The following is a 24267-nucleotide window of genomic DNA, read 5'->3' as shown; positions in this document are numbered from 1 at the left end:
TGACTCCTGGAGGTGCGGCATCGGCTCTCGATGGTGATAGTCGGGCCGCGACCGGATTCAGTTCCCGCCGGTTCACCGCGAAGTGTTCGTTTATCGACGCACTGTGACGCGGAACGCAGCAAGCACTGCTTCGGGCGACCTACGCGCTATTCCTTCTGCCTGGTCAGCGATGTAAGGATGCGGACATGCCCGTGCGAGTCAGAGCCGACCTTGCCGCCATGCCCGACTACGTACCCGGCCGGAAGATCGCCGGGGCGATCAACCTGGCCAGCAACGAGGTCTCCTATCCGCCGCCAGCCGCGATCGTGAACGCGGTCGCCGAGGCCGCCGCCTCGGTGCACCGGTACCCGGCGATGGGCAGTGACGACCTGGTGCGGCGGGTGGCCGCGATCACCGGGGTCGACCCTTCCCAGGTCGCGATCGGCTGCGGCTCGGTGGCGCTGTGCCAGCAGCTGGTGCAGGCGCTGTGCACGGCGCAGGACGAGGTGCTCTTCGCCTGGCGCTCCTTCGAGGCGTACCCGATCGTCACCCAGGTGGTCGGCGCGGTCCGGCACACCGTGCCGCTGGCCGCCGGGCACCGGCACGACCTGGCCGCCAGCCTGGAAGCGATCAACGAGCGGACCAAGCTGATCTTCGTGAGCAACCCGCTCAACCCGACCGGCACCGCGCTGCGCACCGCCGAGCTGGTGGACTTCCTGGACCGGGTGCCCGAGGACGTGCTGGTGGTGCTGGACGAGGCGTACCGCGAGTTCGTCACCGACCCCGACGTGCCGGACGGCCTGGAACTGGCCCGCGGCAGGCAGAACGTGGCCGTGCTGCGCACCTTCTCCAAGGCCTACGGGCTGGCCGGGTCCAGGGTCGGGTACTGCGTGGCCTCGCCGGAGGTCGCCGGTGGCGTGCGCAAGGTGGCCATTCCCTTCTCCGTCAACCGGTTCGCGCACGCGGCCGCCCTCGCCTCGCTGGATGTCGAGGACGAGCTGATGGCGCGTTGCCGGCTCATCTCGGCCGAACGCGACCGGGTCCGCGAGGAGCTGATCAAGATCGGCTTCGAGGTGCCGGAGTCGCAGGCCAACTTCGTCTGGCTGCCGCTGGGCGAGCGCGCGGCCGCGTTCAACGAGCACTGCGTCGAGCAGAAGGTGGTGCTGCGCTGCTTCGCCGGGGACGGCGTGCGGGTCACCATCGGCACGCCGGAGGAGAACGAGGCGATGCTCGCCGCGGCCCGCACCTTCCCGGGCTGACGGCGATGCGGGTCCTGCGAGGCAGCGCGACGCCCCTGGTCGAGCGCTACCGCACCGCACTGCTGGACCTGGACGGCGTGGTCTACCGCGGCTCGGTCGCGGTCGAACACGCCGCCGGGGCCCTCACCGAGGCGCGCCGCCACGCCCTGCGGACCCTGTTCGTCACCAACAACGCCAGCCGCACCCCGGCCGAGGTGGCCACCCTGATCAGCGGTTTCGGCCTGCCGGTCGAACCCGACGAGGTGGTCACCTCCGCCCAGGCCGCGGCCACGCTGGCCGCGGGCCAGGTCCCACCCGGCTCCCCGGTGCTGATCGTCGGCGGTCCGTCGCTGGAGATCGCGGTCACCGAGGTGGGCCTGCACCCGGTCCGCTCGGCCACCGACAACCCGGCCGCGGTGGTCCAGGGCTTCGCCCCGGATGTGGACTGGCGCCAGCTCGCCGAGGCCTCCTACGCGGTGGCCACCGGCATCCCGTGGATCGTGTCCAACATGGACCTCGCGGTGCCAAGGGAGGGCGGCATCGCCCCCGGCAACGGCGCCCTGGCCACCGCCGTCCGCCTGGCCACCGGCAAGGACCCCCTGGTCGCCGGCAAACCGCAACAGGCCATCTTCGCCGAGTCCATCCGCCGCAGTGAAGGCCCGCACCTGGTCGTCGGCGACGGCCTGATCACCGACATCGAGGGCGCCAACGCCAGCGGCCTGGACAGCCTGCTGGTCCTCACCGGCGTCACCACCGTCCGCGCCCTCGCCACCGCCCCGCCACAGCACCGCCCCACCTACCTGGCCGCCGACCTCCGCGGCCTGCTGCACCCGCACGCCGAACTGATCACCACCGACACCACCGTCCACTGTGGAACCTGGACCGCCCGCGTCGACCACGGCGAACTCCACCTCACCACCACCGACCCCGCCAACCTGGTGGACGGCGCCAGAGCCCTGTGCGCCACCGCCTGGCTGACCACGGACTCCGAAGTGGACTGTGCCATCGAGCCCGCCCTGACCCACTGGACCAAGCTGGGCGAGAACCCCAAAGCGGCCTGATCCACCCCTCGCCCGCCCGAGGTAAATCAACACGGTTCCCACCACACCCGCCAATCACTCCTGCTACGTTCCGAACAGCGCTGGGGGGCGACTGCACACACGGGCGAGCGCAGGGGGAACACACATGTCGACCGAATTCGACAACCTGGTGGCCGAGTTCGAGCGGTTCCAGGAACAGGGCCGCAAAGCCGAACAAAGACTGGCCGCCTACGACGGCATGCGCGAGGAAATAGCCGCCGTAGAGGTCACCGCCACCGCCCCCGACCGCTCGGTCACGGTCACCGCGGGCCCCGGCGGCGCGATCAAGAACCTCCAGTTCACCGAGGAAGCCCTCCGCCGCCCGCCACAGGCACTGGCCGCGATGGTTTTGGCCACCATCCAGACCGCCGTGGCCGAGGGCGCCCGCCGCCAGGCGGAAACCGTCCAGCGGTATGTGGGCGATGACCTGAATGTGCTGGATCAGGTGCTGGAGACGCAGGCGGAGATGCTGGGTGTTCCGGTCGAGCAGTTGCGCGCGAGCACTTCCGCGCCGCCGGTCCGGCGTGCTGCCGAGGAGGAGGACTTCGCGGAGCGGGAGTTCCTCAGTGACAAGCCTGGGGCTTCGCGGGCGCAGGCTCCGCCGCCGCCGGTCAGTCAGGGGGAGGAGTTTCTCCGGAAGCTGTATGACGGGGAGGATCACTGATGAGCGGGAAGCTGAAGACGAATCCGGCCTCGATCGACAGTTGCGCGGGGAAGGTCAAGGGGCTGGCTGGCAAGGCTGACGGTATGAGGGGCAAGTTGTCCGCCGCGGAGGTGCCCGACGATGCCTGGGGGCTGATCGGACAGCTGGTCGTCGGCGAGTACCGGTCGCTGTTGGCGGACTTTCGGGACTTCCTGAACCGGATGGCTGAGGGCACCGGGCACGCGGGCGAGCGGCTCGGCGAGTCCGCCGCGGCGTATCGCGAGGCCGACGAGTCGGCCCAGCAGACGGCCAGGCAACTCAAGTCGAGGCTGGGAGGGTCGAAATGAGCACCCCCGGCTACTGGGAGGGCACTGTCGCCCCGAACCTGCCCGCGGGCCTTGGCAGCGCGGTCAAGCTCGCGGACAAGGTCAACAAGCTCGACTTCAACAAGGACGCCGTCACGGTCGGCCTCGAGGTCTCCGCGGTCGCCGCTGACGCCACGAGCCTGGTCAGCTCCTGCGTCGGCACCGCGGTGAGCGCGGCCGCCGACCCACTCGGGTGGTTGATCAACCAGGGCCTGGGCTTCCTGATGAACATCTGCACGCCGCTGAAACAGGCCATCCAGCTCGTCTCCGGCAATTCGGAGGCGCTGGCGAAGTCCGCGCAGGGCTTCGGCGACCTGGGCAAGGAGATCGTGGCCTTCGGCAAGGAGTTGAGCGCCACCCTGAAGGAGGACCTCAAGGACTGGCAGGGTGCCGCCGCTGACGCCGCGCGGACACGGATGTCCAGGTTCCTTGAGGGAGTGGCCGGTGCCGCTGACAAGGCGGGTGACATCGGCGGCCTGCTCCAGATCTCCAGCATGCTCATGAAGGTGGTGGAGGAGTTCATCCGGGGGTTGCTGGCTGACCTGATCGAGTGGCTGATCATCACCTGGCTGGCCGCACTGGCCACCGCGCCGATCACCCTCGGCGGTTCCACGGCCGTGGCCAGCGGGGTGACCGCGTACAAGGTCGCCAGCACCACGGTGAAAACCACCCAGAAGGTGACCAGGCTCAGCAAACTGATCAACAAGATCAGGGAGCTGATCACCAAGCTCCAAGGCTGGCTGAAGACCTCCAGGATCGGCCACGAGTTCATGAGCGACTCCGGCAAGGGCGGCAAGGCGCTGAAGGACATCCAGGACTCGGCGCTGGCCAAGGCCACGGGCAAGGTCAACAAGAAGCTGCCGGAGAGCGCCAAACGGGACCTCACCCGGGAGGAGTTCCGCTCGACGCTGGAGCAGAGCAGCACCTCGACCCTGGGTGCGGTGCGGGCCGGTCTCGGCCACAAGGTCGGCGAGTCGCTCAAGGACCAGGGCAAGAAGCTCATCGGGATGGACCAGGTCAAGACGGGGCTCGACTCGGAGGGCAAGCCGGTGGGCAAGGTCGATCCGAGCAAGATCGTCGGCAAGGCGGCGGGCTATGCCAAGGACGGTAAGAAGGCCCTGGACAACTACAACTTGGCGCCGGATCAGGACGAGGAGAAGACTCGAAGGGATCTTGATCTCTGATGGATCCGGGTTTGTTGGCGGTCCTGCTGTATGGCGTCCTTCCGGTGTTCGGCCCGCTCGCCTGGCTGTTCGTGCACGGGATGCGGGCCGAGGCATTCCGCCGGTTTCACCTGCGCTGGCTGGCGAAGAAGTACGGCTGGAAGTTCAAGGTCTCGCAGTTCGTCTCCGTGGAGCGCGAGACCGTCCGGTTCTCCGGCGTGTATCGCGGCCATCGCTTCCGCTGTCGCGAAGTGCGCAATACCGACGGGGACACCGCGGAGTCCTTCAAAGTCTCGATGGAGTTGCCCGGCTACGGCCACCTACCGGACTGCGAGATCCGCTATCACCGAATCCGGTGCCGGGTTGAGGTCTGGCGTGGGGATGTCCGGATACTCACCGAGACGGATCTGCGCTGGTGGATGCTGCGCCGGCCGGTCACCTCGTGCCTTGTCGAGGTGACCGACGGGGTGTTGCGCGCGAAGTGGGGATATCAGTTCCACGGCGGTGTGTTCCGGCGGAAGTTCGCCTTCCTGCTGGGAGTGGCCAAGCGGCTGGAGCAGGTGGCGGGCTCCCGTCCGCCCGGTCAGTCGACGCAGCCCTGACCGGCTCTGGGCCACGCCGTCGGCCCACTACGCGTGAGAGCGCACCCACCCGGCAACCGGCCCCACCCCCATACCCCCAACCAGCCCAGCCCACCACCCCCGCCACCCCCAGTGGTCCAGACCTATTGACGACCATGGTCTAAACCTCTTACCTTTCGGGCACCCTGCACCACTGTGTGACCCCGCACACCCGCGCACACAGCCGCCTCCGCCGCCGCTTTACCTGGAGGTGAATCGTGATCAGGAAGGTGCCGATTTTCGCTGCCCTGGTTGCCTTGCTGGCCAGTTTGATCTTCGTCGTGGGGCAGAGCCCGGAGTCGCGGGCCGAGGTGCCGGACACCGCGGCCAACGAGGACTGTCGACCTGACGGGCTCTACCGCACGCCGAATGTGAACGTGCCCTACTGCCTGGCCTATGACGCCGAAGGCCGGGAGAAAATGGGGGCCGATCACCCGCGCCGGATCATCGGCTACTTCACCAGCTGGCGGACCGGCAAGAACGGGCAACCCGCCTACCTGGCCAAGGACATTCCCTGGACCAAGGTCACCCACCTCAACTACGCCTTCGCGCACATCGGCGCGGACAACAAGGCATCGGTCGGGGCCGCCGGGGCGAACAACCCCTCGATCGGGATGGAATGGCCCGGTGTCGCGGGGGCGGAGATGGATCCGTCCTTGCCCTACAAGGGGCATTTCAACCTGCTCAACAAGTACAAGAAGCAGTTCCCCGACGTGAAGTCGCTCATCTCCATCGGGGGCTGGGCGGAGACCGGCGGGTTCATCGACGACAACGGCAACCGGGTCGCCAGCGGTGGCTTCTACACCATGACCGACAGCCAGTCGACGATCAACACCTTCGCCGACTCGGTGGTGGATCTGGTGCGCCGCTACGGTTTCAACGGCGCGGACATCGACTACGAGTACGCGACCTCGATGCCGAACTCGGGCAACCCGCTGGACTTCTCCTTCTCCAACCCGCGCCGGGCCAAGCTGATGGCCGGGTACAACGCGCTGATGAAGACGCTGCGGGAGAAGCTGGACGCGGCCAGTGCCGCCGACGGCAAGTACTACCTGCTGACCGTGGCCGCGCCCTCCTCCGGCTACATGCTGCGCGGCATGGAGACCTACCAGGTCCTGCAGTACCTGGACTACGTCAACGTGATGTCCTATGACCTGCACGGCGCGTGGAACCACTTCGTCGGGCCCAACGCCTCGCTCTTCGACGACGGCAAGGACGCCGAACTGGCCGCGGGCAACGTCTACAGCACACCGCAGTACGGCGGGATCGGTTACCTCAACGGGGACTGGTCGTACCACTACTTCCGCGGCGCCATGCAGGCCGGGCGGATCAACCTCGGCGTGCCCTACTACACCCGCGGCTGGCGCGGCGTGAGCGGTGGCACCAACGGGTTGTGGGGCAAGGCGGCGTTGCCGGACCAGAGCAAGTGTCCGGCAGGCACCGGGGGTTCGGTCGGGTCGACCACGCCGTGTGGCAACGGCGCGGTGGGCGCGGACAACATCTGGCACGACCTGGACACCGCGAACAAGGAGATCCCGGCGGGCTCGAACCCGTTGTGGCACGCCAAGAACCTCCAGGACGGCAAGCTCGGCAGCTATGCCGCGCAGTACGGGCTGACCCCGGCGACCGATCCGGATGACGCGATCACCGGGACCTACGTCCGCAACTACGACAGCGGACTGGTCGCGCCCTGGCTGTGGAACGAGCAGAAGAAGGTGTTCCTGTCCACAGAGGACGAACAGTCCATCGCGGCCAAGGCGCAGTACGTGCTCGACCGCGGGCTGGGCGGCATCATGATCTGGGAGCTGGCAGGCGACTACGCCAAGGACACCGCCAAGAACGAGTACTTCATGGGGTCGACCCTGACCACCACGATGTACGACAAGTTCCGCACCGGCGCGGCCTACGGCAACCGCAAGGCCAAGCACACCACCCCGGCGGAAACCCTTGACGTGTCAGTGGATCTGGGTCAGTTCCCGGTCGGCGACGCCAACTACCCGATCAGCCCCAAGGCGAAGATCACCAACAACTCCACGGTGACCATCCCCGGCGGGGCCGACCTCCAGTTCGACTACGGCACCTCGGCGCCCGCGAACATCCAGCAGCAGTCCGGCTGGACCCTGGCGGTGACCCGGACCGACCACAGTGGACCGAACATCGGTGGCCTCAAGGGCGATCTGCACCGGATCTCGTTGAAGCTGCCCAGCTGGCAGAGCCTGGCGCCGGGCGCGAGCGCGGAGGTGGCGATCGTCTACTACCTGCCGATCACCAACCCGTCCAACCTCACGCTGACCTTCGGCGGCAAGACCTACGGGCTCAAGCAGGACCACGCGCGTGGCGCGGGCGGCACCCCGACCACCACGACGACGACCAGCACCACCACGGGCACCACGACCAGCACCACCACCAGCCGGACGACCACCAGCACCACGACCACGACCACCCCGCCGCCGGCCTGCTCGGTGGCGGCCTGGAGCGCGGGCTCGACCTACACCCAGGGCAACGAGGTCTCGCACAAGGGCAAGAAGTGGCGGGCCAAGTGGTGGACCAAGGGCGAGGAGCCCGGCACCACCGGCGAATGGGGGGTGTGGCAGGACCTCGGCGCCTGCTGAGGCACCGCTGAACCGAGTGCGCGGGGCGGTCCGGGTGTGCCACCGGACCGCCCCGCCGCACGCTAGATTCCGGTGGTGACTTACGGGTTGGAGCTGGCGGGGGACAACGCCACCTGGTTCTTCGAGACCGGGCACCTCCGGATCGTCTACCGCGGCGGGCTGCGGGCCAGCGGACTGCTCAAGAAGCTCGGCGAGCGGACCGTGCCGGATGTCGCCATCGCCGAGGTGGCGGTCACCGCCGACCGCAAGACCACCACCCTGCAACTGCGGCTACGTCCCGGCGCCTGCCCGTACCTGGAGGCCGCGGGCGGTCAGCTGCCCGACCGCGGCGACCCGTACCGGCTGGTCGTGCCCGCGTCCAACCGCGACCTGGCCGAGCACTACGGCGAGGACATCCGCACCCGGATCTCGCTCAACCCCGACGCCGGCCTGCCCGCGCCGCGCTTCCTGCTCGCCGCGCCCGCCGTGCCCTGCCGGATCCGCGGCTACGACAGCAACGTCAGCTTCGACGGCCGGGTGGTGCTGTTCGAGCCGATCGTGGGCGAGGCGCACCCGCAGAAGCAGGCCGCCGGACCACGCAGCGTGCCGATCGGTTCGGTGCTCGGCCTGGACTGGGCCACCCCCGCCGGTGGCGGTGGCCACCTGCGGCTGCGCACCACCGACGCGCCGGAGTACAGCCTCGGCCCCGAGGTCGACCCGTACGCGGTGACCTTCGGCCTTGGCGCGGGCATGACCGCCGAATCCCTGCCCTTCGCCGCCGCCGTGCTGGCCGCCATCCCCGCCCAGGGCCAGGCCGAACCGCCCGCTGTCGGACCGGCCGGGGCGAGCCTGACCGCCACCGCCGACGAGGTGGTCGGCGCGATCCGCAAACTCGGCGAACTGCGTGACCTCGGGCTGCTCACCGAGGAGGAGTTCAGCGCGAAGAAGGCCGAACTGCTCGGCCGGTTGTAGCAGGCGAGAGCGCCGTTCGGTGGAAAAGCGGCCCGAACGCATTGCCTGACCGGGGTGCGCGGGGCCAGGTTCACCGCATGCCACGTCCACGCCTGCTCCCCGTCCTGTGCGCCGCCGCGCTGCTCGGTGGGCTCGTCACCGGCAGCGCCGCCGCCGGCGACGATCCGAGCATCCAGTCGCTGACCACCGACCTGGACCAGATCCTGGCCGACCCCCGGCTGGCCGGGGCCGGGGCCGGGGTGGTGGTGCGCTCGGTGCCGATGCTCGACCCTGCAAGCAGGTCTTCGGTGGACAGCGGCCAGGTGCTCTACCGGCGCGGCGGCGCGGACCGGCTGCAACCGGCCTCCAACGCCAAGCTGCTGACCTCCGCGGCCGCCCTGGAGGTGCTCGGCCCCGACCACCGCTTCACCACCAGCGTGCTGGCCGACAGCTCGCTGCGCGGCAGCGTCCTGCACGGCGACCTGTACCTGCGCGGCGGCGGCGATCCCACCACCCTGGCCGCCGACTACGAGGCACTCGCGCAACGCGTCGCCGACACCGGGATCAGGGTGGTCACCGGCAAGGTCGTGGCCGACGACGCCGCCTTCGACCCGGTCCGCCTCGGCGTCAGCTGGGCCTGGGACGACGAGCCGTACTACTACTCCGCCCAGGTCGGCGCGCTCACCGTGGCCCCGGACACCGACTACGACGCGGGCACCGTGATCGTCCGGGTCCGTCCGGGGGCCGCGGGCCAGAAACCGGCGATCGAACTCACCCCGCCGACCTCGGTGATCACCATCGACAACCGGGCCACCACCGGCGCACCGGGCTCGGCGAGCAGCATCGTGGTGGAACGCCAGCACGGGAACAACACCGTCGTGATCACCGGATCCGCGCCTGCCAACGGGAATCCGAGCGCGCATTTCTCCACTGTGGACGATCCGGCCCGCTACGCCGCCGACGTCTTCCGGTCCGCGCTGACCCGCCGCGGCGTCCAGGTGCTGGACCCGAAGCTGGGCACGGGGGTCACCCCGGCGCACTTCACCGAACTCGCCGCGCACCGCTCGATGCCGCTGTCCCAGCTGCTGGTGCCGTTCATGAAGCTCAGCAACAACGGCCACGCCGAGATCCTGGTCAAGGCCATGGGCAAGGCCGTGCACGGCCGGGGCACCTGGGCCGACGGCATCCGCGCGATGACCCCCAAACTCGCCGCGCTTGGCCTGCCGGCCAACGCCTACCGGCTGGTCGACGGCTCCGGACTGTCCAGGATGGACATGGTCAGCGCGGACCAGCTCACCGCGCTGCTCGCCGCCGCCCGCACCCGTCCCTGGTACCCGGTCTGGCACCACTCGCTGCCGGTGGCCGGGCATCCCGACCGGATGGTCGGCGGCACCCTGCGCACCCGGCTGCGCGGCACCCCCGCCGAGGGCAGGGTCCGGGCCAAGACCGGGTCGCTGACCGCGGTGAGCGCGCTCTCCGGGTACGTCACCGGCGCCGACGGCAAGGACCTGGCCTTCGCCGTGGTCACCAACAACGTGCTCAGCGGCACCAAGGACCTGGAGGACCGGATCGCGCTGCGCCTGGCCGTGCACCCGGCCGGTCCGGCCGCCCGCGCCATCCCCCTGGAAGCCCCGGCCGGGGACCCGTGGCTGGAATGCTCCTGGCGCAAAGCCTGCTGACGGGCGCGCGGAGGTCCACACTCGGGGTATGGGCATTCCGCGCGACTACGACGACAACCCGGAGCGCTACCGGCGGGGGATGACCGCCTCGCCGGGCGCGCCGGACCTGTACGCGCTGCTCGCCGCCGAACTGCCCGACGGCGCCGCGGTGCTGGACCTGGGCTGCGCCGAGGGCGTGCTCAGCCACGCGGTCACCGCCCGGGGGAGTGCTCCGCGCCTGGTCGTGGGCCTGGACCGGTCGGCGACCATGCTGCGCGCGCACCCCGGTCCGGCCGTGCGCGGCTGCGTCACCGCGCTGCCCTTCGGCGACGGCAGTTTCGACGTGGTGGTGGCCGTCAACTGCCTCTGCCACCTCGGTGATCCGCGCCCGGCCCTGCGCGAGGCCCGCCGGGTGCTGGTCGAGGGCGGGCTGTTCCTGGCCGCGACCATCGCGCACACCGACTCACCCGAACTGGCCGCGGTGTGGCGGCCGGCCCGCACCGCCTTCGACGCCGAACAGGCGCCCGAGCTGGTCCGCGCGGTCTTCCCGGACGTCGAGATCCGGCCGTGGGACGCGCCGCTGGTCCGGCTGCCGGACACCCGCGCGGTGCGTGACTACCTGGTGGCGCGGCTGATGCCGCCCACCGAGGCCGAGATCAGCGCGCGCTGGGTCGAGGTCCCACTGACCGTAACCAAACGAGGCGCGCTGATCCTGGCCCGCTAGCCGGACTCCTCGTCCGTGAGCTTCTCCCGCAGCGTGGCCAGCGTGCGGCCGAGCAGCCGGGAGACGTGCATCTGCGAGATGCCGACCCGGTCGGCGATCTGGGTCTGCGTCATGTTGCCGAAGAACCGCAGCACCACGATGGTCCGCTCGCGCTCGGGCAACTGGGCCAGCAGCGGCTGCAGCGACTCCCGGTACTCGACCTCGGCCAGCCCCTCGTCCTCCTCGCCGAGGGCGTCGCCGAGGGACACCGAATCGTCGTCGGCGATGAGCAGGTCGTCCAGCGAGGCGCTGCGATAGGCGTTGGTGGCCTCCAGACCCTCGTAGACCTCCTCGCGGGTCAGTCCGAGGTGCCCGGCGATCTCACTGGGCGTCGGCGCGCGACCGAGCCGCTGGGACAGCTCGCTGGTGGCCGCGCTGATCGACAGGTGCAGCTCCTTGAGCCGCCGCGGCACCCGGACCGCCCAGCTGGCGTCCCGGAAGTGCCTGCGCACCTCGCCCATCACGGTGGGCACCGCGAAGGAGAGGAAGTCCACCCCGCGTTCAGCGTCGAACCGGTCCACCGCGTTGATCAGGCCGAGGGTGGCGACCTGGGTCAGGTCCTCCTGTGGTTCGCCGCGCTGGCTGAACCGGCGCGCGATGTGCTTGGCCACCGGCAGGTACCCGGTGACCAGGCGGTCCCGCAGCGATTGCCGGCCCGGATCCTCCGCCGGCAGCGCGGCCAGTTCGCGGAACAACGGCTTGAGGTGATCGTATCGGCCGCCATCGCCGGAACCCGGCTCGGCCGTTTTGTCGGCCTGGGTCACCCGCCCACCACCGAGTTGCTCCTCTTGGCCAGCTCGATCCGGACCAGGTGGAACCCGTCCTGGGCCGATTCGACGCTGGCCTGCACCGAGTCGGCGAGCGTGGTCAGCACCTGCCAGCCGAAGGAGTCCTTGCGCGGCAACGTCTCCGAGGCCGACAGCACCCCGGCGCGGACCGTGATCTCGCCCGCGCCCGGCCGGAACTCACAACTCAGCACCACTCCGGGCGCGGCGAGCCGGACCAGGGTCGAGCACACCTCGTCCACCGCCAGCTTGAGGTCGGCGATCGCGTCCAGGTCGAAGTCCTCGCGCATGGCGAGGTCGGCGGCGACCGCGCGCACCACGGAGATCTGCACCGCGGTGGCGGCGATGCGCACCTCCACCGGGGGAATGGCCGGTTCGGAAGTCGAATCGGGCTGCGACACGGTCACCTCGACATCTCGGAAAAGCGGTGGTGGGACGTGATCACGCTACGACACCTGGACATTCATCACCTCGACTGGCTCGACAAGCATGGACATACCCCGGTACGGAACGCGCCAATCCTGGGCGATTCGCCGCGACGCCACCCGGTTTAGCGACCGGGTGGTTCGAGAACCCAGGGGGTGGAGGTGCTCCGATGAGGATCGCGATGGTGTCCGACCCGACCGTCTCCGACCAGGACCCCCAGGTGACCCGGCTGGCCGCCGGGCTGACCGGGGCTGGTCACCGGGTCACCGTGTACACCAGGTCGGACCGGGAAACATTGCCGATGGGGGAGTTCACCGAGTTCCTGGCAGGCCGGTTCCGGCAGCGGCCACCGGACCTGGTGCACGCGCACTGCTGGACCGCCGGGCTGGCCGCGCTGACCGCCACCGGCGGCACCGGCGCGCCGCTGGTGCAGACCTACCACGGCCTCGGCGAGGCAGGCGGGGACCGCCACACGATCGAGCGGTTGCTGGGCCGCCGGGTCAGCCTGGTGCTGGCCGGGGCCAACGAGGAACGGGACCGGCTGGTCCGGATGGGGGTGCCGCGGGGCCGGATCACGGTGCTGCCCAACGGGATCGACCTGCGACGCTTCCATCCTGACGGCGAGGTGGCCGCGCGCGGCGCCCGGCACCGGCTGCTCGGCCTCGGCCAGGTGTGCGCGGCCAGTGGTTTCGACCGGATCATCGAGGTGCTGTCCGCGGTGCCGGAGACCGAACTCGTGCTGGCCACCCCGGCCGGTCGGTCCACTGTGGATGATGGTGAGCCGCACCGGCTGCGGGAGCTGGCCAAGGCTCATGGCGTGGCCGACCGGGTGCACCTGCGTGGCGCGGTCAACGCCCGTGAGCTGCCCGCCCTGCTGCGTTCGGCGGACGCGCTGATGTGCTTGCCGCGCAACGCCTCCGGTGGTTCCCAGGCGCTGGCCGCGATGGCCTGCGGCACCGCGGTGATCACCGCGGCGGGCGGTGCGGCCGCCGACACCGTGGTGCACGGGGTGACCGGGTTGCACGTGCGGCCGGAGGATCCGCGTGCGCTGGCCAAGGCGTTGCGCGCGTTCCTGGCCGATCCGGCCATGGTCGAGGCCTGCGGGGTGGCCGGCCGGGACCGGGTCAGCGCCCGCTACTCCTGGGACCGGGTGGTCGCCGACACCGACCGGGTCTACGCGCGGATCGTGGCCGCCGCGGCCATCCCGCGACAGCGGCGCGGCCGGTGAGCGCGCTCAGGCCAGTGCGCCGTCGAGGGTCTGGTGGATCTCGAAGACCTCGCCGAGCCCGGTGGCGTGCAACGGCCGGGTGACCGCGTGCGTCACGCAGACCAGCCGCAGTTCGGCGTCCTGGCGGTGCACCACCTGGCGGGCCTCCACCAGCGCGGCCAGGCCGCTGGAGCCGAGGAAGCTGACCCCGGACAGGTCCAGCACCAGGCGGCGGCAGTTCGCGTCCACCTCGGCGCCGAGCAGTTCCTGGAAGGCCGGGGTGGAGGACATGTCCAGCTCGCCGACCACGGTGATCACCACGATGCCGCCGGGCCGGTGCGCGGCGGTGGCCTCGGCCAGCTCTGACCCGGGCAGGCCCACCGGAAGTAGGTCCTGGCTGTGCTCGGTCACGGCGCCTCCTCCTGCCCCACTCGCTCGATTCGCCTCACGGCCATTCGGCCGCAGCGCCACCCACCGTAGAGACGCCGTGCACGAGTGACAACCGCCCCAGGTCGGTGACCGTCCGTATCCGGCCTGCCGGGCCACCGCTGACCTGCGGAGGGTGCCGATCCCGCGAATTTCGCGGATCTCGTCACCCTCCGCCGTCAACCCGGGTGCTAGGTGGTCGCGCCGGAGGTGATCGGGGTGAGCCGGCCGGACTGCTGGTCCACCAGGTACATCCGCGGGCCCGCGATGTCGAAGAACATGCCGACCAGGTTCAGCCGCCCGTCCTGCACCGCCTCCCGCACCAGCGGGAAGGTGAGCAGGTTGTCCAGCTGCTGCACCACGTTGGCCACGCTGAGCCGGTCGTGCACGGCCAGGTCGGTGTCCTCGTCCACGGCGTGGAAGCGGATCAGGCTGGGCTGGATGTGCCGCAGCCACTCGGCCAGCCGGGAGCCGGAGCGGACCCCGCCGGACAGACCCGCCTTCATCGCACCGCAGTCGGAGTGCCCGCAGACCACGATGCTGGCCACCTTGAGCACGTCCACCGCGTACTCCACGGCCGCGCCGACCGAGGCGTCCGCGGGCCCCTCGTCGTGCCGGGGCACCAGGTTGCCGATGTTGCGCAGGGTGAACAGGTCACCCGGTCCGCTGGTGGTGATCAGGTTGGGCACCACCCGGGAGTCCGCGCAGGTGACGAAGAGCTGCCGGGGGCTCTGCCCGTTGGCGGCCAGTTCGGCGAAGAACGGCCGGGCCAGCGGCGCGCAGCTGCGCTCGAACTCGTGCATGCCCAGCAGCAGCGAGTCGTCCAGCGCCATGGATTCGTCGCGCGGCAACGGGATCGCCGAGACCGCGGGGTCCTCGCCGTCCCGGTGCTGCCACACCGACCAGGGCGCGAACCAGCGCAGCAGCGGTCCGGGCAGCGAGCGGCGCTGTTCCGGACGGCTGTCCCTGGCGCGGTGGTACCAGGTGTCCCGGTCCTCGTTCACGGTGACCGTGCCGCCGAGGCGTTCGTGGGTGCGGCACCAGCCGTGGATGGCCTCGTAGGCGGCGTGGTCCAGGTAGTCCACGTGCAGGTTGAGCAGCACCTCGGCCCGTTCCGGCACCCGGCGCAGTTCGCTGGTGAGCCGGGCCACGCCGAGGAAGACCAGCGAGCCGCGCACGGTGACCGACCACCGGGAGTCGCCCTCGGCGGGCTCGCTCACCCGGATCGTGGCGTGCGTCAGCCGGTAGAGGGCGAGGGCGAGCGCGAGCAGGATGCCCAGCGTGACGCCCTGCACCAAGTCCAGGAAGACCACCCCGGCGAAGGTGATCGCGTAGATCGGGAACTCGCGGTGCCGCCACAGTTCGCGCATGTGCGTGAGCCGGACCAGCTGCACACCGGAGACCACCAGCACCGCGGCCAGCGCCGCGAGCGGGATCCGCTCCAGCAGACCGGCCAGGACGAGCACGAAGGCGGCCACCCACAGTCCGTGCAGGATGGTCGAGGCCCGGCTGCGCGCGCCGGCGGCGACGTTGGTGGAGGAGCGCACGATGCCGCCGGCGATGGGCAGTCCGCCGAGCGCGCCGGAGGCCATGTTGGCCACGCCCTGGGCGACCAGCTCGCGGTCCAGGTCGGCGCGCGGGCCGGTGTGCAGCCGGTCCACCGCGACCGCGGACAGCAGTGATTCGACACTGGCCACCGCGGCGACCAGCAGCACCGACAGCACGATCCCGCTGGCGCTGCCCGCGGGCAGCGCGGGCAGGGTGAAGGCGGCCAGCGGCGCGTCCGGCAGGTTCACCCTGGGCAGCTGCAGGTCGAAGAGCCAGGCCACCGCGGTCGCCGCGGTCACCGCGACCAGCGCGGCGGGCACCAGGCGCACCTTGGGCAGGCGCGGCCACAGCAGCAGCACGGCGATGGCGACCAGGCCGACGGCGAAGGCGGCGTCGTGATGCGCGCCGATCTGGGCGGGCAGGTCGCGCAGGTTGGCCAGTACCGAGGTCTGCGGCTGACCGCCGAGCACCACGTGCAGCTGGCTGATCGCGATGACCACGCCGATCCCGGCGAGCAACCCGTGCACGACGGCCGGGGAGAGCGAGAGCGCGGCCCGGCCGACCTTGGACAGGCCCAGCAGCAGCTGCAACAACCCCGCGGCGATGGTGATCCCGGCGGTGGCGGCGAATCCGTACTGGTGGACGAGCCCGGCGACGATGACGGTCAGACCGGTGGCGGCCCCGCTGATCTGGAGCGGGGAGCCGCTGAGCGAGCCGGCGACCACGCCGCCGACGACGGCGGCGATCAGGCCTGCCATCAGCGGGGCGCCGGAGGCGGCGGCGATGCCGAGGGAGAGCGGCACGGCGGTGAGCAGGACGACGAGGGAGGCGGGTAGATCGTGGCGGAGCAGGCTGACCAGGCGGGTCTTCCCGGATTGGCCGGGCGGGGAGTGGACCGGCGGCCTGCTCGAGGTGGTGTGCTCGCTGCTGCGGTGCCGGGGACGGGGTGCGCTGATCATGGCGCGGTGAACCTCCGATGGATGTGCGGTATCGCGTGGCGTCGCGGACTGCGGACCACGCGCGTCAGCCCCGGGCACGCGGACCCGGTGCGGTGGGGGAGACGGGGTTACGGCAGGCGCGTCGAGACCGACGCGCGAGCGGACATCAGCAGCAGGTTCGCCAGGCCCGAGCGAGCGCGGGTAACGGCTCGGCGCACCGAGTCCTTGCCATCCGCGACCTCCGACTGATGATCAACACGGGGAAGTGGTCCGAGTTCTCCGCCGCTGTGTCCATCGTCACATGCCTGGTGATCTTCTTGTAGACCCGTCAACCAGTCGGGAGCGGAAGTTCACACCCCTCGGGGACAACCCTGACCCGCTGGTCACCACCCCTAGACGAAAGTCAGGGACCGGATAACCGGAAGTCCGGGACGCCGGTGTGTCCGTTTCTGTAAGACTTGCCCGGCATCCACACCACACGAGGGGGAGAAGAACGCCATGGGGTTCATCACCGAGGCGCTGGAGTCGATCGCCGGCCTGCCCAAGCCCGCCGTCCTGATCGCCACCGGCCTGCTCACCTTCGGCGAGTGCGCCATCGGTCTGGGCTTCATCGTCCCCGGCGACACCGGCCTGCTGGTCGCCGCGACCACGGTCAAGACGGTGCCGTTCTTCCTGACCATGTGGGTGGTCATGACCATCTGTGCCTCGGCGGGAGACTCGGTCGGCTACCTGCTGGGCCGCAAGTTCGGCGTCAAGCTCAGAAACACCAAGCTGGTGGCCAAGATGGGCGCCGACAACTGGGACAAGGCAACGGACCTCATCCGCCGCCGAGGAGCCTGGGCGGTCTTCTTCGCCCGCTTCCTCCCGGTGGTCCGCACCCTGACCCCGGCCGCCGCCGGCACCTCCGGCCTTGCCTACCGCAAGTTCCTGCCCGCCTCGATCATCGGCGCCACCCTGTGGTCCCTGCTGCACATCGGCATCGGCGCCGGCCTCGGCGAGGCCGCCAAGCGCGTCGAGGGCATCCTGGGCACCGCGAGCTGGGTCCTGCTGGCCGTGATCGCGATCGTGGTGGTGACCCTGGTGCTGCGCAAGCGCGCCAAGAACAAGGCCGAGGCAGCCGCCACTCCCGAACCGCAGCTGGAAGCCGCGAACTGAGTGCGCTGACCTAGCTTTCCCGCTCCGCCTCGGCGATCCGAGCCAGCACCTCCAGGGTGCGCTCCTCGCCGGGGCGGTGTCCGGTTTCCCGGTGGCCGGCAAGGGCTTTCGCCGCGTGGGATCGGGCGCCGGGGAGGTCGCCCAGGTCGAGGTGGATCCACGCGAGTGCGGTGTGCGCCTGGCCCAGCCGCATTTGATGGTTGTTGGCCTCGGCCAGCGCGACCGCGTGGTTGGCCGAGGCCAAGGCCGCGGTGAACTGGCCGAGCAGCCGATGGCTCACGGCCAGGTCCACCAGGATTTCGATGCGTACGTACTGGTGCGCCAGGTGATCGCAGATTTGTAGCGCCTCCTCGTGGTGCTTGGCGGCCGTGGCGGGATCACCCTGTGCCCGCCGGGCCCAGCCGACCAGGTTCAGCGCCAACGCACGTTCCCGGTAGTCCCTGGTGGCCTGAGTGGTGCGCAGGGCCTGTTCGGCGTAGTGCAAGCATTGCCGCACATCACCTTCGCCGCGGAAGGCCAGTGCTTTGCCAAGCCTGGCTACCGACTGTCCGAAGTGTCCGCCCATGTTCTCGAAGGCGGACAGCGCCGCGTCCAGGCTGCGATGCGCCGCCGCCGGGTCGCCCAGGTCGGTGAGCACAAAACCCAGGTTGGTCAGAGCCAGCGCCCGTGAGTGCGGCGGACCGTACCGCTCGGTGATGGCCAGGGCCTTCTCGTAGTACTCCCGGCATTCGTTGAGCTGGCCGAGATCCCGGAAGACGATGCCGAGATTGATCAGGCTGGGCACGGTCCGCCGGTGCAGATCCACCTGCTCCAGTTCCGCGATCGCCTTGCGGTAGTTGGCGATGCTGCTCGGGTAGTCGTTGAGTTCCTTCTGGGTCATCGCGAGTGCGTTCAGCGCCGTGGCCAACTGGGGCGGGTCGTTTTCCCGCGCATAGGTGGTGGCCGCCCGGGTCGCGTGGTCGGCTGCCTGGTCGTAGTCGCGCAGAAACCAGCGCAGCACCGCTGCGCCGAGGTGCAGTGCGGCGGTCACCTGATCGTCACCGAGTCGTTCGGCGGCCCGGAAACCGACGTGGGAGACCAGTGCCCAGTCGTTGAGCACCCGGAGGTGCTGGAAGTAGCCGCGCAGCAGATCGGCTATCAGCGCGGACTCGCGGTGCTGACCAACCTGTTCGGCCCGGACCACCGCGGCGACCAGGTTGGCCCGCTCGGTGTCCAGCCACTCCTTGTGCCCCGAGTAGCCGGACAACCCGGGCAGTTCCCACTGCCCGCTGGACTCCGGCAACGGAAGCTGTCTGATGTCCGGGTACAGCTCGTCCGCGGCACGCCGTGCGCTGCGCAGGTAGAAGTCCAGCCATCGGGTGAACGCGCCGGTCTGCTCGGCCGCGCTGTCCTCCAACTGTCTTCGGTCGGCGGAGTACAGGCGAAGCAGGTCGTGTAGCTGATAGCGATCCGGATCGTGTCGCTGCACCAGGCTTGCCTCGGCGAGGCGCTCCATCCCGGTTCCGGTGCGGGCTACCGTGTCGTCGACCAGCGCGGCCACCGAGTACGCGGTTACGTCCGGTCCGGGAGCCAGGCTCAAGTACCGGAACAGGCGGCGTAGCTCCGGGGACAGCGCTAGGTAGGACGACTCGAAAGCACGCTGTACAGCGGCTGCGCGGTCGCCCTCGATGCTCAGCGCGGACAGCCGATGATCCGCCGCCAGCGCGTGCACCCGGTCGGTGAGCGGGACCGTCGGGCGCTCGGCCAGGTTCGCCGCGGCGATCCGCAGTGCCAGCGGCAGATGCGCGCACAACCCGGCCAGCTCGTCCAGCGCCGCCGGTTCGGCGTCGCCGAGGATCCCGGCCAGCAGCCCGTGCGAGTCCTCGTGCCGCAGCACGTCCACCGCCATCGGCGGGCCGAGGCCGGGTAGCTCGTGCCGGCTGGTCACCAGCGCCGCGCACCCCGGTTCGGCCGGCAGCAGCGGCAGCACCTGCTCGGCCGCCGAGGCGTTGTCCAGCAACACCAGCACCCGCCGCCCGCGCAGCACCGAGCGGAACAACTCGGCCTGCTGCTCCTGTTCCAGCGGGATCTGCGCCGGCGGCACGCCCAGCCCGCGCAGGAACCTGGCCAGCACGTCGGTCGGTCGCAGGGCCGCCTCGGTGGCGTAGCCGTGCAGGTTGACATGCAGTTGTCCGTCGGGGAAGTCCGCGCGCACCCGGTGACCGACGCGCACCGCGAGCGCGGTCTTGCCCACCCCCGGCGGGCCGGAGACCAGCACCGGGCCGCCGCGGCGCAGTTCCTCGGCGATGCGCAGGCCGAGGCGGTCGCGGCCGACGAAGTCACCGATGTCCGGCGGGAGTTGACAGACCGGCTGCCAGGCCGGGAGCGCGGTTGTCAGCACGGTGGGCGCGGCCAGCGCCGGATCGTTGGTCAGCACGGACTGGCGGAGGTCGCGCAGCCGGGGGCTGGGCTCGACGCCGAGTTCCTGGCGCAGCACGTCCGCGGCCCGCTGGTAGGTCTCCAGCGCCTCGGCCTGCCGCTGGGTGCGGTAGAGGGCGAGCATCAGCTGGCGCCAGAACTCCTCGCGCAGCGGGTGTTCGGCCGTCGCCTTCCACAGGTCCGGGACCAGCGGTTCGTGCCTGCCCAGGGCCAGTTCGGCGTCGAAGCGCAGCGCCAGGGCGTCCAGGCGTTCGGTGTCCAGCGGGTCGGCGTAGTCCCGGCGCAGCGCGGGTGAGGCGATGTCGGCCAGCGCCGGGCCGCGCCAGAGCGCCAGCGCGGACTGCAGCACGGCGGTGCGTTCGGCCAGGTCGGCGGTCTGCCGGGCGGCGGCCAGCAGCTGCCGGAAGCGGTGCGCGTCCGCGGTCTCCGGCGCGGCCTCCAGGCGGTAGCCGCCGGCCACGGTGCTGATCAGCTCCGCGCCCAGCAACCGGCGCAGCCTGCGCACATAGGTTTGCAGGGCGCCACGCGGATGTGCGGGACGATCTTCGTCATCCCACAGGTAGCCGACCAGCTCCGTGGCCTCGACCCGTTGCCCGGCCCGCAACACCAGGCACGCCAGGAGTGTTCGATGTTTTGCCGCCTCCACCGGCGCCGGCCGTCCGGACAGGACGACCTCCACCGGGCCGAGCAGGCGGAATTCCACGCCGCGACCAGCCATTCTTGCCCCCCTTTGTAGTCCTTTCGGACCACACCCGGGGGAAAGGCTAGCTGGTCAGCCGCTCAGCCGTCGCCGAAAAGCGGCAAACAGCCCACGCCGGGCCGCGGCCGCCACATCGGGCGCGGCCGGGAACCGGTGCGGGGCGCCGTGCTGCCCGCGCTGGGCCGCGTCCGGGTCCAGCACGAACTCCGGGCGCAGGTGCTGGGTCTCGTAGTAGCGGTGGAAGACCGGGGTCAGCGAGCCGGACATCGGCGGCACGATCCAGCTCCAGTCCGCGGGGCACTGCCGCCCCGCCTTCTCCTCCTTCTGGATGTGGGTGAGGAAGCGCTCGGACTCGGTGTGGTGGTCGGTGATGGTCACCCCGGCCGAGGCGTAGGAGTGCAGCACCGCCCGGTTGATCTCCACCAGGGCCCGGTCCCGCCACAGCGTGGCCTCCGAACTGGTGTCCAGGCCGAGGCGCTCACCGATCTCGGGGAGCATGTCGTAGCGGTCGGCGTCGGCGAGGTTGCGCGCGCCGATCTCGGTGCCCATGTACCAGCCGTTGAACGGGGCGGCCGGGTAGGAGACGCCACCGATGGACAGCCGCATGTTGCTGATCGCGGGCACCGCGTGCCAGCGCAGGCTGAGGTCGGTGAACCAGGGCAGGTCGGGGTGTTCGAGCGGGACCTCCATGACCACGTCCCTGGGCACCGGGAACAGCCGGACGCCCTCGTGCGCGGTCTCCACGGCCAGTGGCAGCAGGTCGAACGGGCTGCGCTGGGTCGGCGGCCGCCAGCCGAGTTCGGTCACCGCGTCGGTGAGCCCGGCGTAGCGCGGGTCGCCGACCACGTTGCCGAAGGCGTCCCGGTAGCCGGCGTAGCGGACGAGTTGCTCGTTCCAGATGCACGGGCCGGGCTGCTCGGGGGCATCCGGCGCGAACACGGTCATGACGGGCCGGACCCGGCCCGCGTTGGTGGCCAGGCGCAGGTGCTCCACGCACTCCGCGGCGATGTCCGCGGCGTCCCGGACGTGCCGCAGATCGCGCACGGTCAGGCTGCGCCAGTAGAGGCGGCCGATGCACCGGGCGCTGTTGCGCCAGGCGACCCGCGCGCCGAAGCCGAGTTCGTCGGGAGTGTGCAGGTAGGTGCCGCGCAGGGCGATCTCGGCACGGACGGCGGACAACCGGGGCTCCACCGGCCCGGCCTGCGGATTCTCCTCGTGGAAGAGCCGGAGGAACTCCTCCGCCTCATCCACGTCGACACCCGCACCCCCGCCCACCCGAGCCCCCGTACCCTGGGGCGCCCCGTGGGAGACGGGGCAGACCAGAGGGGCCATCGGTCGCTCGCTGAGGGTAGTCACGGCGCGGAAACTTAACCCGGCAAACATGTCACCGGTGACCGCCAGATGGGCCACGAGCTGCGGTTTGGCGTAGCACACTATCGAGGAATCTAGTTACGGAGAGTGTGTTACTTGACCGGTGCGGGGGGTGGCTTGAGGGACTGTCAGGGTGGTGCGGGGTGGGTCTGGACACGAGAAACGGGTTGTCTCGCCGCCGCCGAGACAACCCGTTTCGCCGCATGCACAGATGTCAGACACAACCCATGGCCGGTGCGCGCTAAGGGTGGCCGATGTCCGTTTCGCCGTCCGCCCGCGGCGTCCGGTTGCCTTCGGCCGGGTGGCCGATGTCGCCCTGGGTCGGGTGCCCGATGTCAATTTTGCTGTCTGCCGGCGGCGCCGGGTGACCAAGGTCGTTGGTGCCGTCCGACGGGGGCTTCGGATGCCCGATGTCCCACGTCGAGGTCTCCGCCGGCTGCGCGTAGCTCACCGCCGTAGGAGACGAATAGATATCGGTGGATTGAGCGGGGCTGCCCGAGAGTGGAACAATTCCCGCGTAAAGTGTCATCAGAAGGGCAACGAACATGCCTGCCTCCCTGGGTTGTTATCTGTCATGAGTTCTGCCGAGCGTGTCAGCACCGAACGTGAGCTTGCCGCGACGTTCGGCGAGAGACTGCGTGCCCTGCGCATGTCTCGCGGCCTCACCCAGCGTGATCTTGCTGGTGAGGGGCTTTCCAGTAGTTACCTCTCGCGACTTGAGTCCGGGCAGCGGACGCCGACGCCGAAGGTTGTCGAGCAGCTCGCCGCCCGGCTGGGGGTGTCTGCTGAGTCCTTCGCCGGTCTCGGCAACGGGTCGCGAGTCAGTGGGGGCGCCTTCCTCGCGGGGGCTGCTCGGGTCATGGACCACCTCCTGGCCGGTCGTGTCGTGGAGGCCCTGGAGGTGCTTGACGCCCTCAGGGTGGACGTTCGCGAGCCTCAGGCCAGATGGCTGTGCGAGTACGTCGCCGCGTCCTGCGAGAGCAGGCTCGGGCGCACTCAGGACGTCTGGCAGCGTCTTGCCGCGCTTGAGCCCATGTATCGAGGGCTGCCCACCGCGGCGCGGGCGCTCAGCTCGACGCTGCAGACGGTGACCGCCAGAGAACTCGGGCGAAACCGTGATGCCATGGACCTGGGACAGCGTGCGGTCGCCGAAGCGGACTCGCTCATCGCCGGCGATGACTTCCCCATTGACCAGGCGACCCTGCTGCGAGTCAAAGCCCGGACGACCCTCGCCGCGGTGTACGGCGTGTCCCATCGCGCTGCCGACGCTGTCGAGGTCGCCGAGCAGGCCGTGCACCTGACCGCTGCCTTCACCGACGGCAGTCAGCCCGGTGACAAGCGTTTGGCCGATGAGCTGCATGTCATCAGCCACTGGATGCACGCGGTGGCGCTGGCCAGGGCGGGGGACCTTACGGAGTCGGCCAAATTCTTCGAGTCGGCGCTGCAGCCGGACGCCGAGTCCATCGGGGCCGAACTCTGGTGCCGGGTGCGGGTTGGCTACGTGGGCATCTTCCTGGAGTACGACCTGGTCGCCGACCGGGCGGAGAGTCTGCTCGATCAAGTGACCGACACCCGGCGCAACGGTGGGGGCCAACTTGACGCGCAGGTGCTGATCCTTCGGGCCGAACTCGCGCTGCGCAGCAACGACCTGCAGGCCGCGCTCGACAGCGCGCAGACCGCGCTGGACTCCGGCGTTGTCGGCACGACCGACCGGATCCGCACCCTGATGACCGTGGTCAAGGTCAGTACCGACCTCGGGCTGGAGGAGAGGCGACTTTCCGCCCTTGACGAGTTGCTCGCGCACCTCGACACGGCCGATCCGGAGGAGGTCCGCCCCGCGTTGCTCAAGGAAGTCGCTGCGCTGTCCGTGCGGACCCTGCGCAACCACCACGGGCGGTCCTGACGTCCTGGACGTGACTGGCACGGCTGTCACCGCCGCGCGGACGTTTGCGCGCGCGGCGGTTCGGCACTTTCCACGCACAGTCATGTCTAACCCAAATGGGTGTCGACGCGGATCTGCATGCTGTGCCTCTGGTGAGTGTCGTAGCGGCCGTGGTGTTCACCCACGGTGGTTATGAGGCGAGGGTAAGAGTCCCATTCGTGCTGCGTCAACGTGACAGGCCGGGGTTCGCGGGGGTGTCAACTGGTTGGCAACCCCTCGATCGGGGGGTTTGGTGACTGTGGGTGGTGGGCTGGGCGGGGCGGGGGATCCCGACGAATGTCGGTTGTGACATCAACGGGTG

Annotated in this window: 20 protein-coding genes; 13 read left to right on the top strand and 7 right to left on the bottom strand. The window is 70.3% G+C overall.

All coding sequences use genetic code 11. From position 1 onward, the window contains the following. The first annotated feature begins 185 nt into the window (after positions 1-185). The 10 genes from hisC to HNR67_RS39065 all read left to right on the top strand — a co-directional run bounded on the left by hisC (position 186) and on the right by HNR67_RS39065 (position 11011). Positions 186-1238 (top strand): histidinol-phosphate transaminase, encoded by a 1053-nt coding sequence (gene hisC / locus HNR67_RS39110; RefSeq protein WP_185008402.1) that lies wholly within the window; start codon positions 186-188, stop codon positions 1236-1238. A gap of 5 nt (positions 1239-1243) precedes the next feature. Beyond that, a complete protein-coding gene (locus HNR67_RS39105) occupies positions 1244-2278 on the top strand; it encodes an HAD-IIA family hydrolase (RefSeq protein ID WP_185008400.1) in 1035 nt (344 codons plus the stop codon). 124 nt (positions 2279-2402) lie between these two features. Next, a complete protein-coding gene (locus HNR67_RS39100) occupies positions 2403-2960 on the top strand; it encodes a YbaB/EbfC family nucleoid-associated protein (RefSeq protein ID WP_185008398.1) in 558 nt (185 codons plus the stop codon). Next, positions 2960-3286 carry a WXG100 family type VII secretion target gene (locus HNR67_RS39095; RefSeq protein ID WP_185008396.1) on the top strand — a complete coding sequence of 109 codons (327 nt, stop codon included), beginning with the start codon at positions 2960-2962 and terminating at the stop codon, positions 3284-3286. The genes HNR67_RS39100 and HNR67_RS39095 overlap by 1 nt, the downstream gene beginning before the upstream one ends. Then, entirely contained in the window at positions 3283-4488 is a 1206-nt protein-coding gene (locus tag HNR67_RS39090; RefSeq protein ID WP_185008394.1) for a WXG100 family type VII secretion target, read from the top strand. The genes HNR67_RS39095 and HNR67_RS39090 overlap by 4 nt, the downstream gene beginning before the upstream one ends. A 44-nt stretch (positions 4489-4532) precedes the next feature. After that, positions 4533-5069 carry a hypothetical protein gene (locus HNR67_RS39085; RefSeq protein WP_185008392.1) on the top strand — a complete coding sequence of 179 codons (537 nt, stop codon included), beginning with the start codon at positions 4533-4535 and terminating at the stop codon, positions 5067-5069. Between the two features lie 236 nt (positions 5070-5305). Continuing rightward, positions 5306-7699, top strand: coding sequence for a chitinase C-terminal domain-containing protein (locus HNR67_RS39080; RefSeq protein WP_312989113.1), 2394 nt, complete (start codon positions 5306-5308; stop codon positions 7697-7699). 75 nt (positions 7700-7774) lie between these two features. Further along, the gene (locus tag HNR67_RS39075) at positions 7775-8650 is read left to right on the top strand and encodes a DUF4429 domain-containing protein (protein ID WP_185008390.1); all 876 of its coding nucleotides are present in this window, start codon (positions 7775-7777) and stop codon (positions 8648-8650) included. 77 nt (positions 8651-8727) lie between these two features. Continuing rightward, entirely contained in the window at positions 8728-10308 is a 1581-nt protein-coding gene (gene dacB / locus HNR67_RS39070; protein WP_185008388.1) for a D-alanyl-D-alanine carboxypeptidase/D-alanyl-D-alanine endopeptidase, read from the top strand. A gap of 28 nt (positions 10309-10336) precedes the next feature. Beyond that, positions 10337-11011 (top strand): class I SAM-dependent methyltransferase, encoded by a 675-nt coding sequence (locus tag HNR67_RS39065; RefSeq protein WP_185008386.1) that lies wholly within the window; start codon positions 10337-10339, stop codon positions 11009-11011. On the opposite strand, the gene HNR67_RS39060 is transcribed toward HNR67_RS39065, so the two are convergent. Next, the gene (locus tag HNR67_RS39060) at positions 11008-11814 is read right to left on the bottom strand and encodes a SigB/SigF/SigG family RNA polymerase sigma factor (RefSeq protein WP_185008384.1); all 807 of its coding nucleotides are present in this window, start codon (positions 11812-11814) and stop codon (positions 11008-11010) included. The genes HNR67_RS39065 and HNR67_RS39060 overlap by 4 nt on opposite strands. Continuing rightward, positions 11811-12242: an ATP-binding protein gene (locus tag HNR67_RS39055; RefSeq protein ID WP_185008382.1), complete on the bottom strand. Its 432-nt coding sequence runs from the start codon at positions 12240-12242 to the stop codon at positions 11811-11813. Before HNR67_RS39055 ends, HNR67_RS39060 begins: the two co-directional genes overlap by 4 nt. Positions 12243-12430: 188 nt before the next feature. On the opposite strand from HNR67_RS39055, the gene HNR67_RS39050 reads away from it, so the two are divergent. After that, complete coding sequence (locus HNR67_RS39050; RefSeq protein WP_185008380.1) at positions 12431-13489, top strand: glycosyltransferase; 1059 nt, start codon at positions 12431-12433, stop codon at positions 13487-13489. Between the two features lie 6 nt (positions 13490-13495). Here HNR67_RS39050 and HNR67_RS46025 read toward each other — a convergent pair whose 3' ends face one another. Both HNR67_RS46025 and HNR67_RS39040 read right to left on the bottom strand, forming a co-directional pair. Beyond that, positions 13496-13879 carry an STAS domain-containing protein gene (locus tag HNR67_RS46025; protein ID WP_185008378.1) on the bottom strand — a complete coding sequence of 128 codons (384 nt, stop codon included), beginning with the start codon at positions 13877-13879 and terminating at the stop codon, positions 13496-13498. Between the two features lie 206 nt (positions 13880-14085). Beyond that, positions 14086-16401 (bottom strand): SulP family inorganic anion transporter, encoded by a 2316-nt coding sequence (locus tag HNR67_RS39040; RefSeq protein WP_185008376.1) that lies wholly within the window; start codon positions 16399-16401, stop codon positions 14086-14088. Between the two features lie 477 nt (positions 16402-16878). Here HNR67_RS39040 and HNR67_RS39035 point away from each other — a divergent pair, with 477 nt between their 5' ends. Beyond that, positions 16879-17535 carry a DedA family protein gene (locus HNR67_RS39035; protein WP_185008373.1) on the top strand — a complete coding sequence of 219 codons (657 nt, stop codon included), beginning with the start codon at positions 16879-16881 and terminating at the stop codon, positions 17533-17535. A gap of 10 nt (positions 17536-17545) precedes the next feature. Here the strand turns inward: HNR67_RS39035 and HNR67_RS39030 are convergent, their stop codons facing one another. The 3 genes from HNR67_RS39030 to HNR67_RS39020 form a co-directional block, all read right to left on the bottom strand. After that, a complete protein-coding gene (locus HNR67_RS39030) occupies positions 17546-20671 on the bottom strand; it encodes an AfsR/SARP family transcriptional regulator (protein ID WP_185008371.1) in 3126 nt (1041 codons plus the stop codon). A gap of 54 nt (positions 20672-20725) precedes the next feature. Beyond that, positions 20726-21985: a nitric oxide synthase oxygenase gene (locus HNR67_RS39025; protein ID WP_185008369.1), complete on the bottom strand. Its 1260-nt coding sequence runs from the start codon at positions 21983-21985 to the stop codon at positions 20726-20728. A gap of 280 nt (positions 21986-22265) precedes the next feature. Continuing rightward, positions 22266-22571: a hypothetical protein gene (locus HNR67_RS39020; protein WP_185008367.1), complete on the bottom strand. Its 306-nt coding sequence runs from the start codon at positions 22569-22571 to the stop codon at positions 22266-22268. 27 nt (positions 22572-22598) lie between these two features. Between HNR67_RS39020 and HNR67_RS39015 the strand changes: the two genes are divergently transcribed. After that, entirely contained in the window at positions 22599-23927 is a 1329-nt protein-coding gene (locus tag HNR67_RS39015; protein WP_185008365.1) for a helix-turn-helix domain-containing protein, read from the top strand. The last annotated feature ends 340 nt before the right edge of the window (positions 23928-24267 follow it).

The sequence above is a fragment of the Crossiella cryophila genome, assembly GCF_014204915.1.
GTDB classification, from domain to species: domain Bacteria; phylum Actinomycetota; class Actinomycetes; order Mycobacteriales; family Pseudonocardiaceae; genus Crossiella; species Crossiella cryophila.
This window is presented reverse-complemented; position numbering and strand designations above follow the sequence as displayed.

Coding starts and splice junctions, on each gene's coding strand:
- HNR67_RS39040 (WP_185008376.1), bottom strand. CDS start 16,401: ATGATCAGCGCACCCCGTCCCCGGCACCGCAGCAGCGAGCACACCACC.
- HNR67_RS39065 (WP_185008386.1), top strand. CDS start 10,337: ATGGGCATTCCGCGCGACTACGACGACAACCCGGAGCGCTACCGGCGG.
- HNR67_RS39105 (WP_185008400.1), top strand. CDS start 1,244: ATGCGGGTCCTGCGAGGCAGCGCGACGCCCCTGGTCGAGCGCTACCGC.
- hisC (WP_185008402.1), top strand. CDS start 186: ATGCCCGTGCGAGTCAGAGCCGACCTTGCCGCCATGCCCGACTACGTA.
- HNR67_RS39100 (WP_185008398.1), top strand. CDS start 2,403: ATGTCGACCGAATTCGACAACCTGGTGGCCGAGTTCGAGCGGTTCCAG.
- dacB (WP_185008388.1), top strand. CDS start 8,728: ATGCCACGTCCACGCCTGCTCCCCGTCCTGTGCGCCGCCGCGCTGCTC.
- HNR67_RS39025 (WP_185008369.1), bottom strand. CDS start 21,985: ATGGCCCCTCTGGTCTGCCCCGTCTCCCACGGGGCGCCCCAGGGTACG.
- HNR67_RS39095 (WP_185008396.1), top strand. CDS start 2,960: ATGAGCGGGAAGCTGAAGACGAATCCGGCCTCGATCGACAGTTGCGCG.
- HNR67_RS39050 (WP_185008380.1), top strand. CDS start 12,431: ATGAGGATCGCGATGGTGTCCGACCCGACCGTCTCCGACCAGGACCCC.
- HNR67_RS39030 (WP_185008371.1), bottom strand. CDS start 20,671: ATGGCTGGTCGCGGCGTGGAATTCCGCCTGCTCGGCCCGGTGGAGGTC.
- HNR67_RS39015 (WP_185008365.1), top strand. CDS start 22,599: ATGAGTTCTGCCGAGCGTGTCAGCACCGAACGTGAGCTTGCCGCGACG.
- HNR67_RS39090 (WP_185008394.1), top strand. CDS start 3,283: ATGAGCACCCCCGGCTACTGGGAGGGCACTGTCGCCCCGAACCTGCCC.
- HNR67_RS39020 (WP_185008367.1), bottom strand. CDS start 22,571: ATGTTCGTTGCCCTTCTGATGACACTTTACGCGGGAATTGTTCCACTC.
- HNR67_RS39035 (WP_185008373.1), top strand. CDS start 16,879: ATGGGGTTCATCACCGAGGCGCTGGAGTCGATCGCCGGCCTGCCCAAG.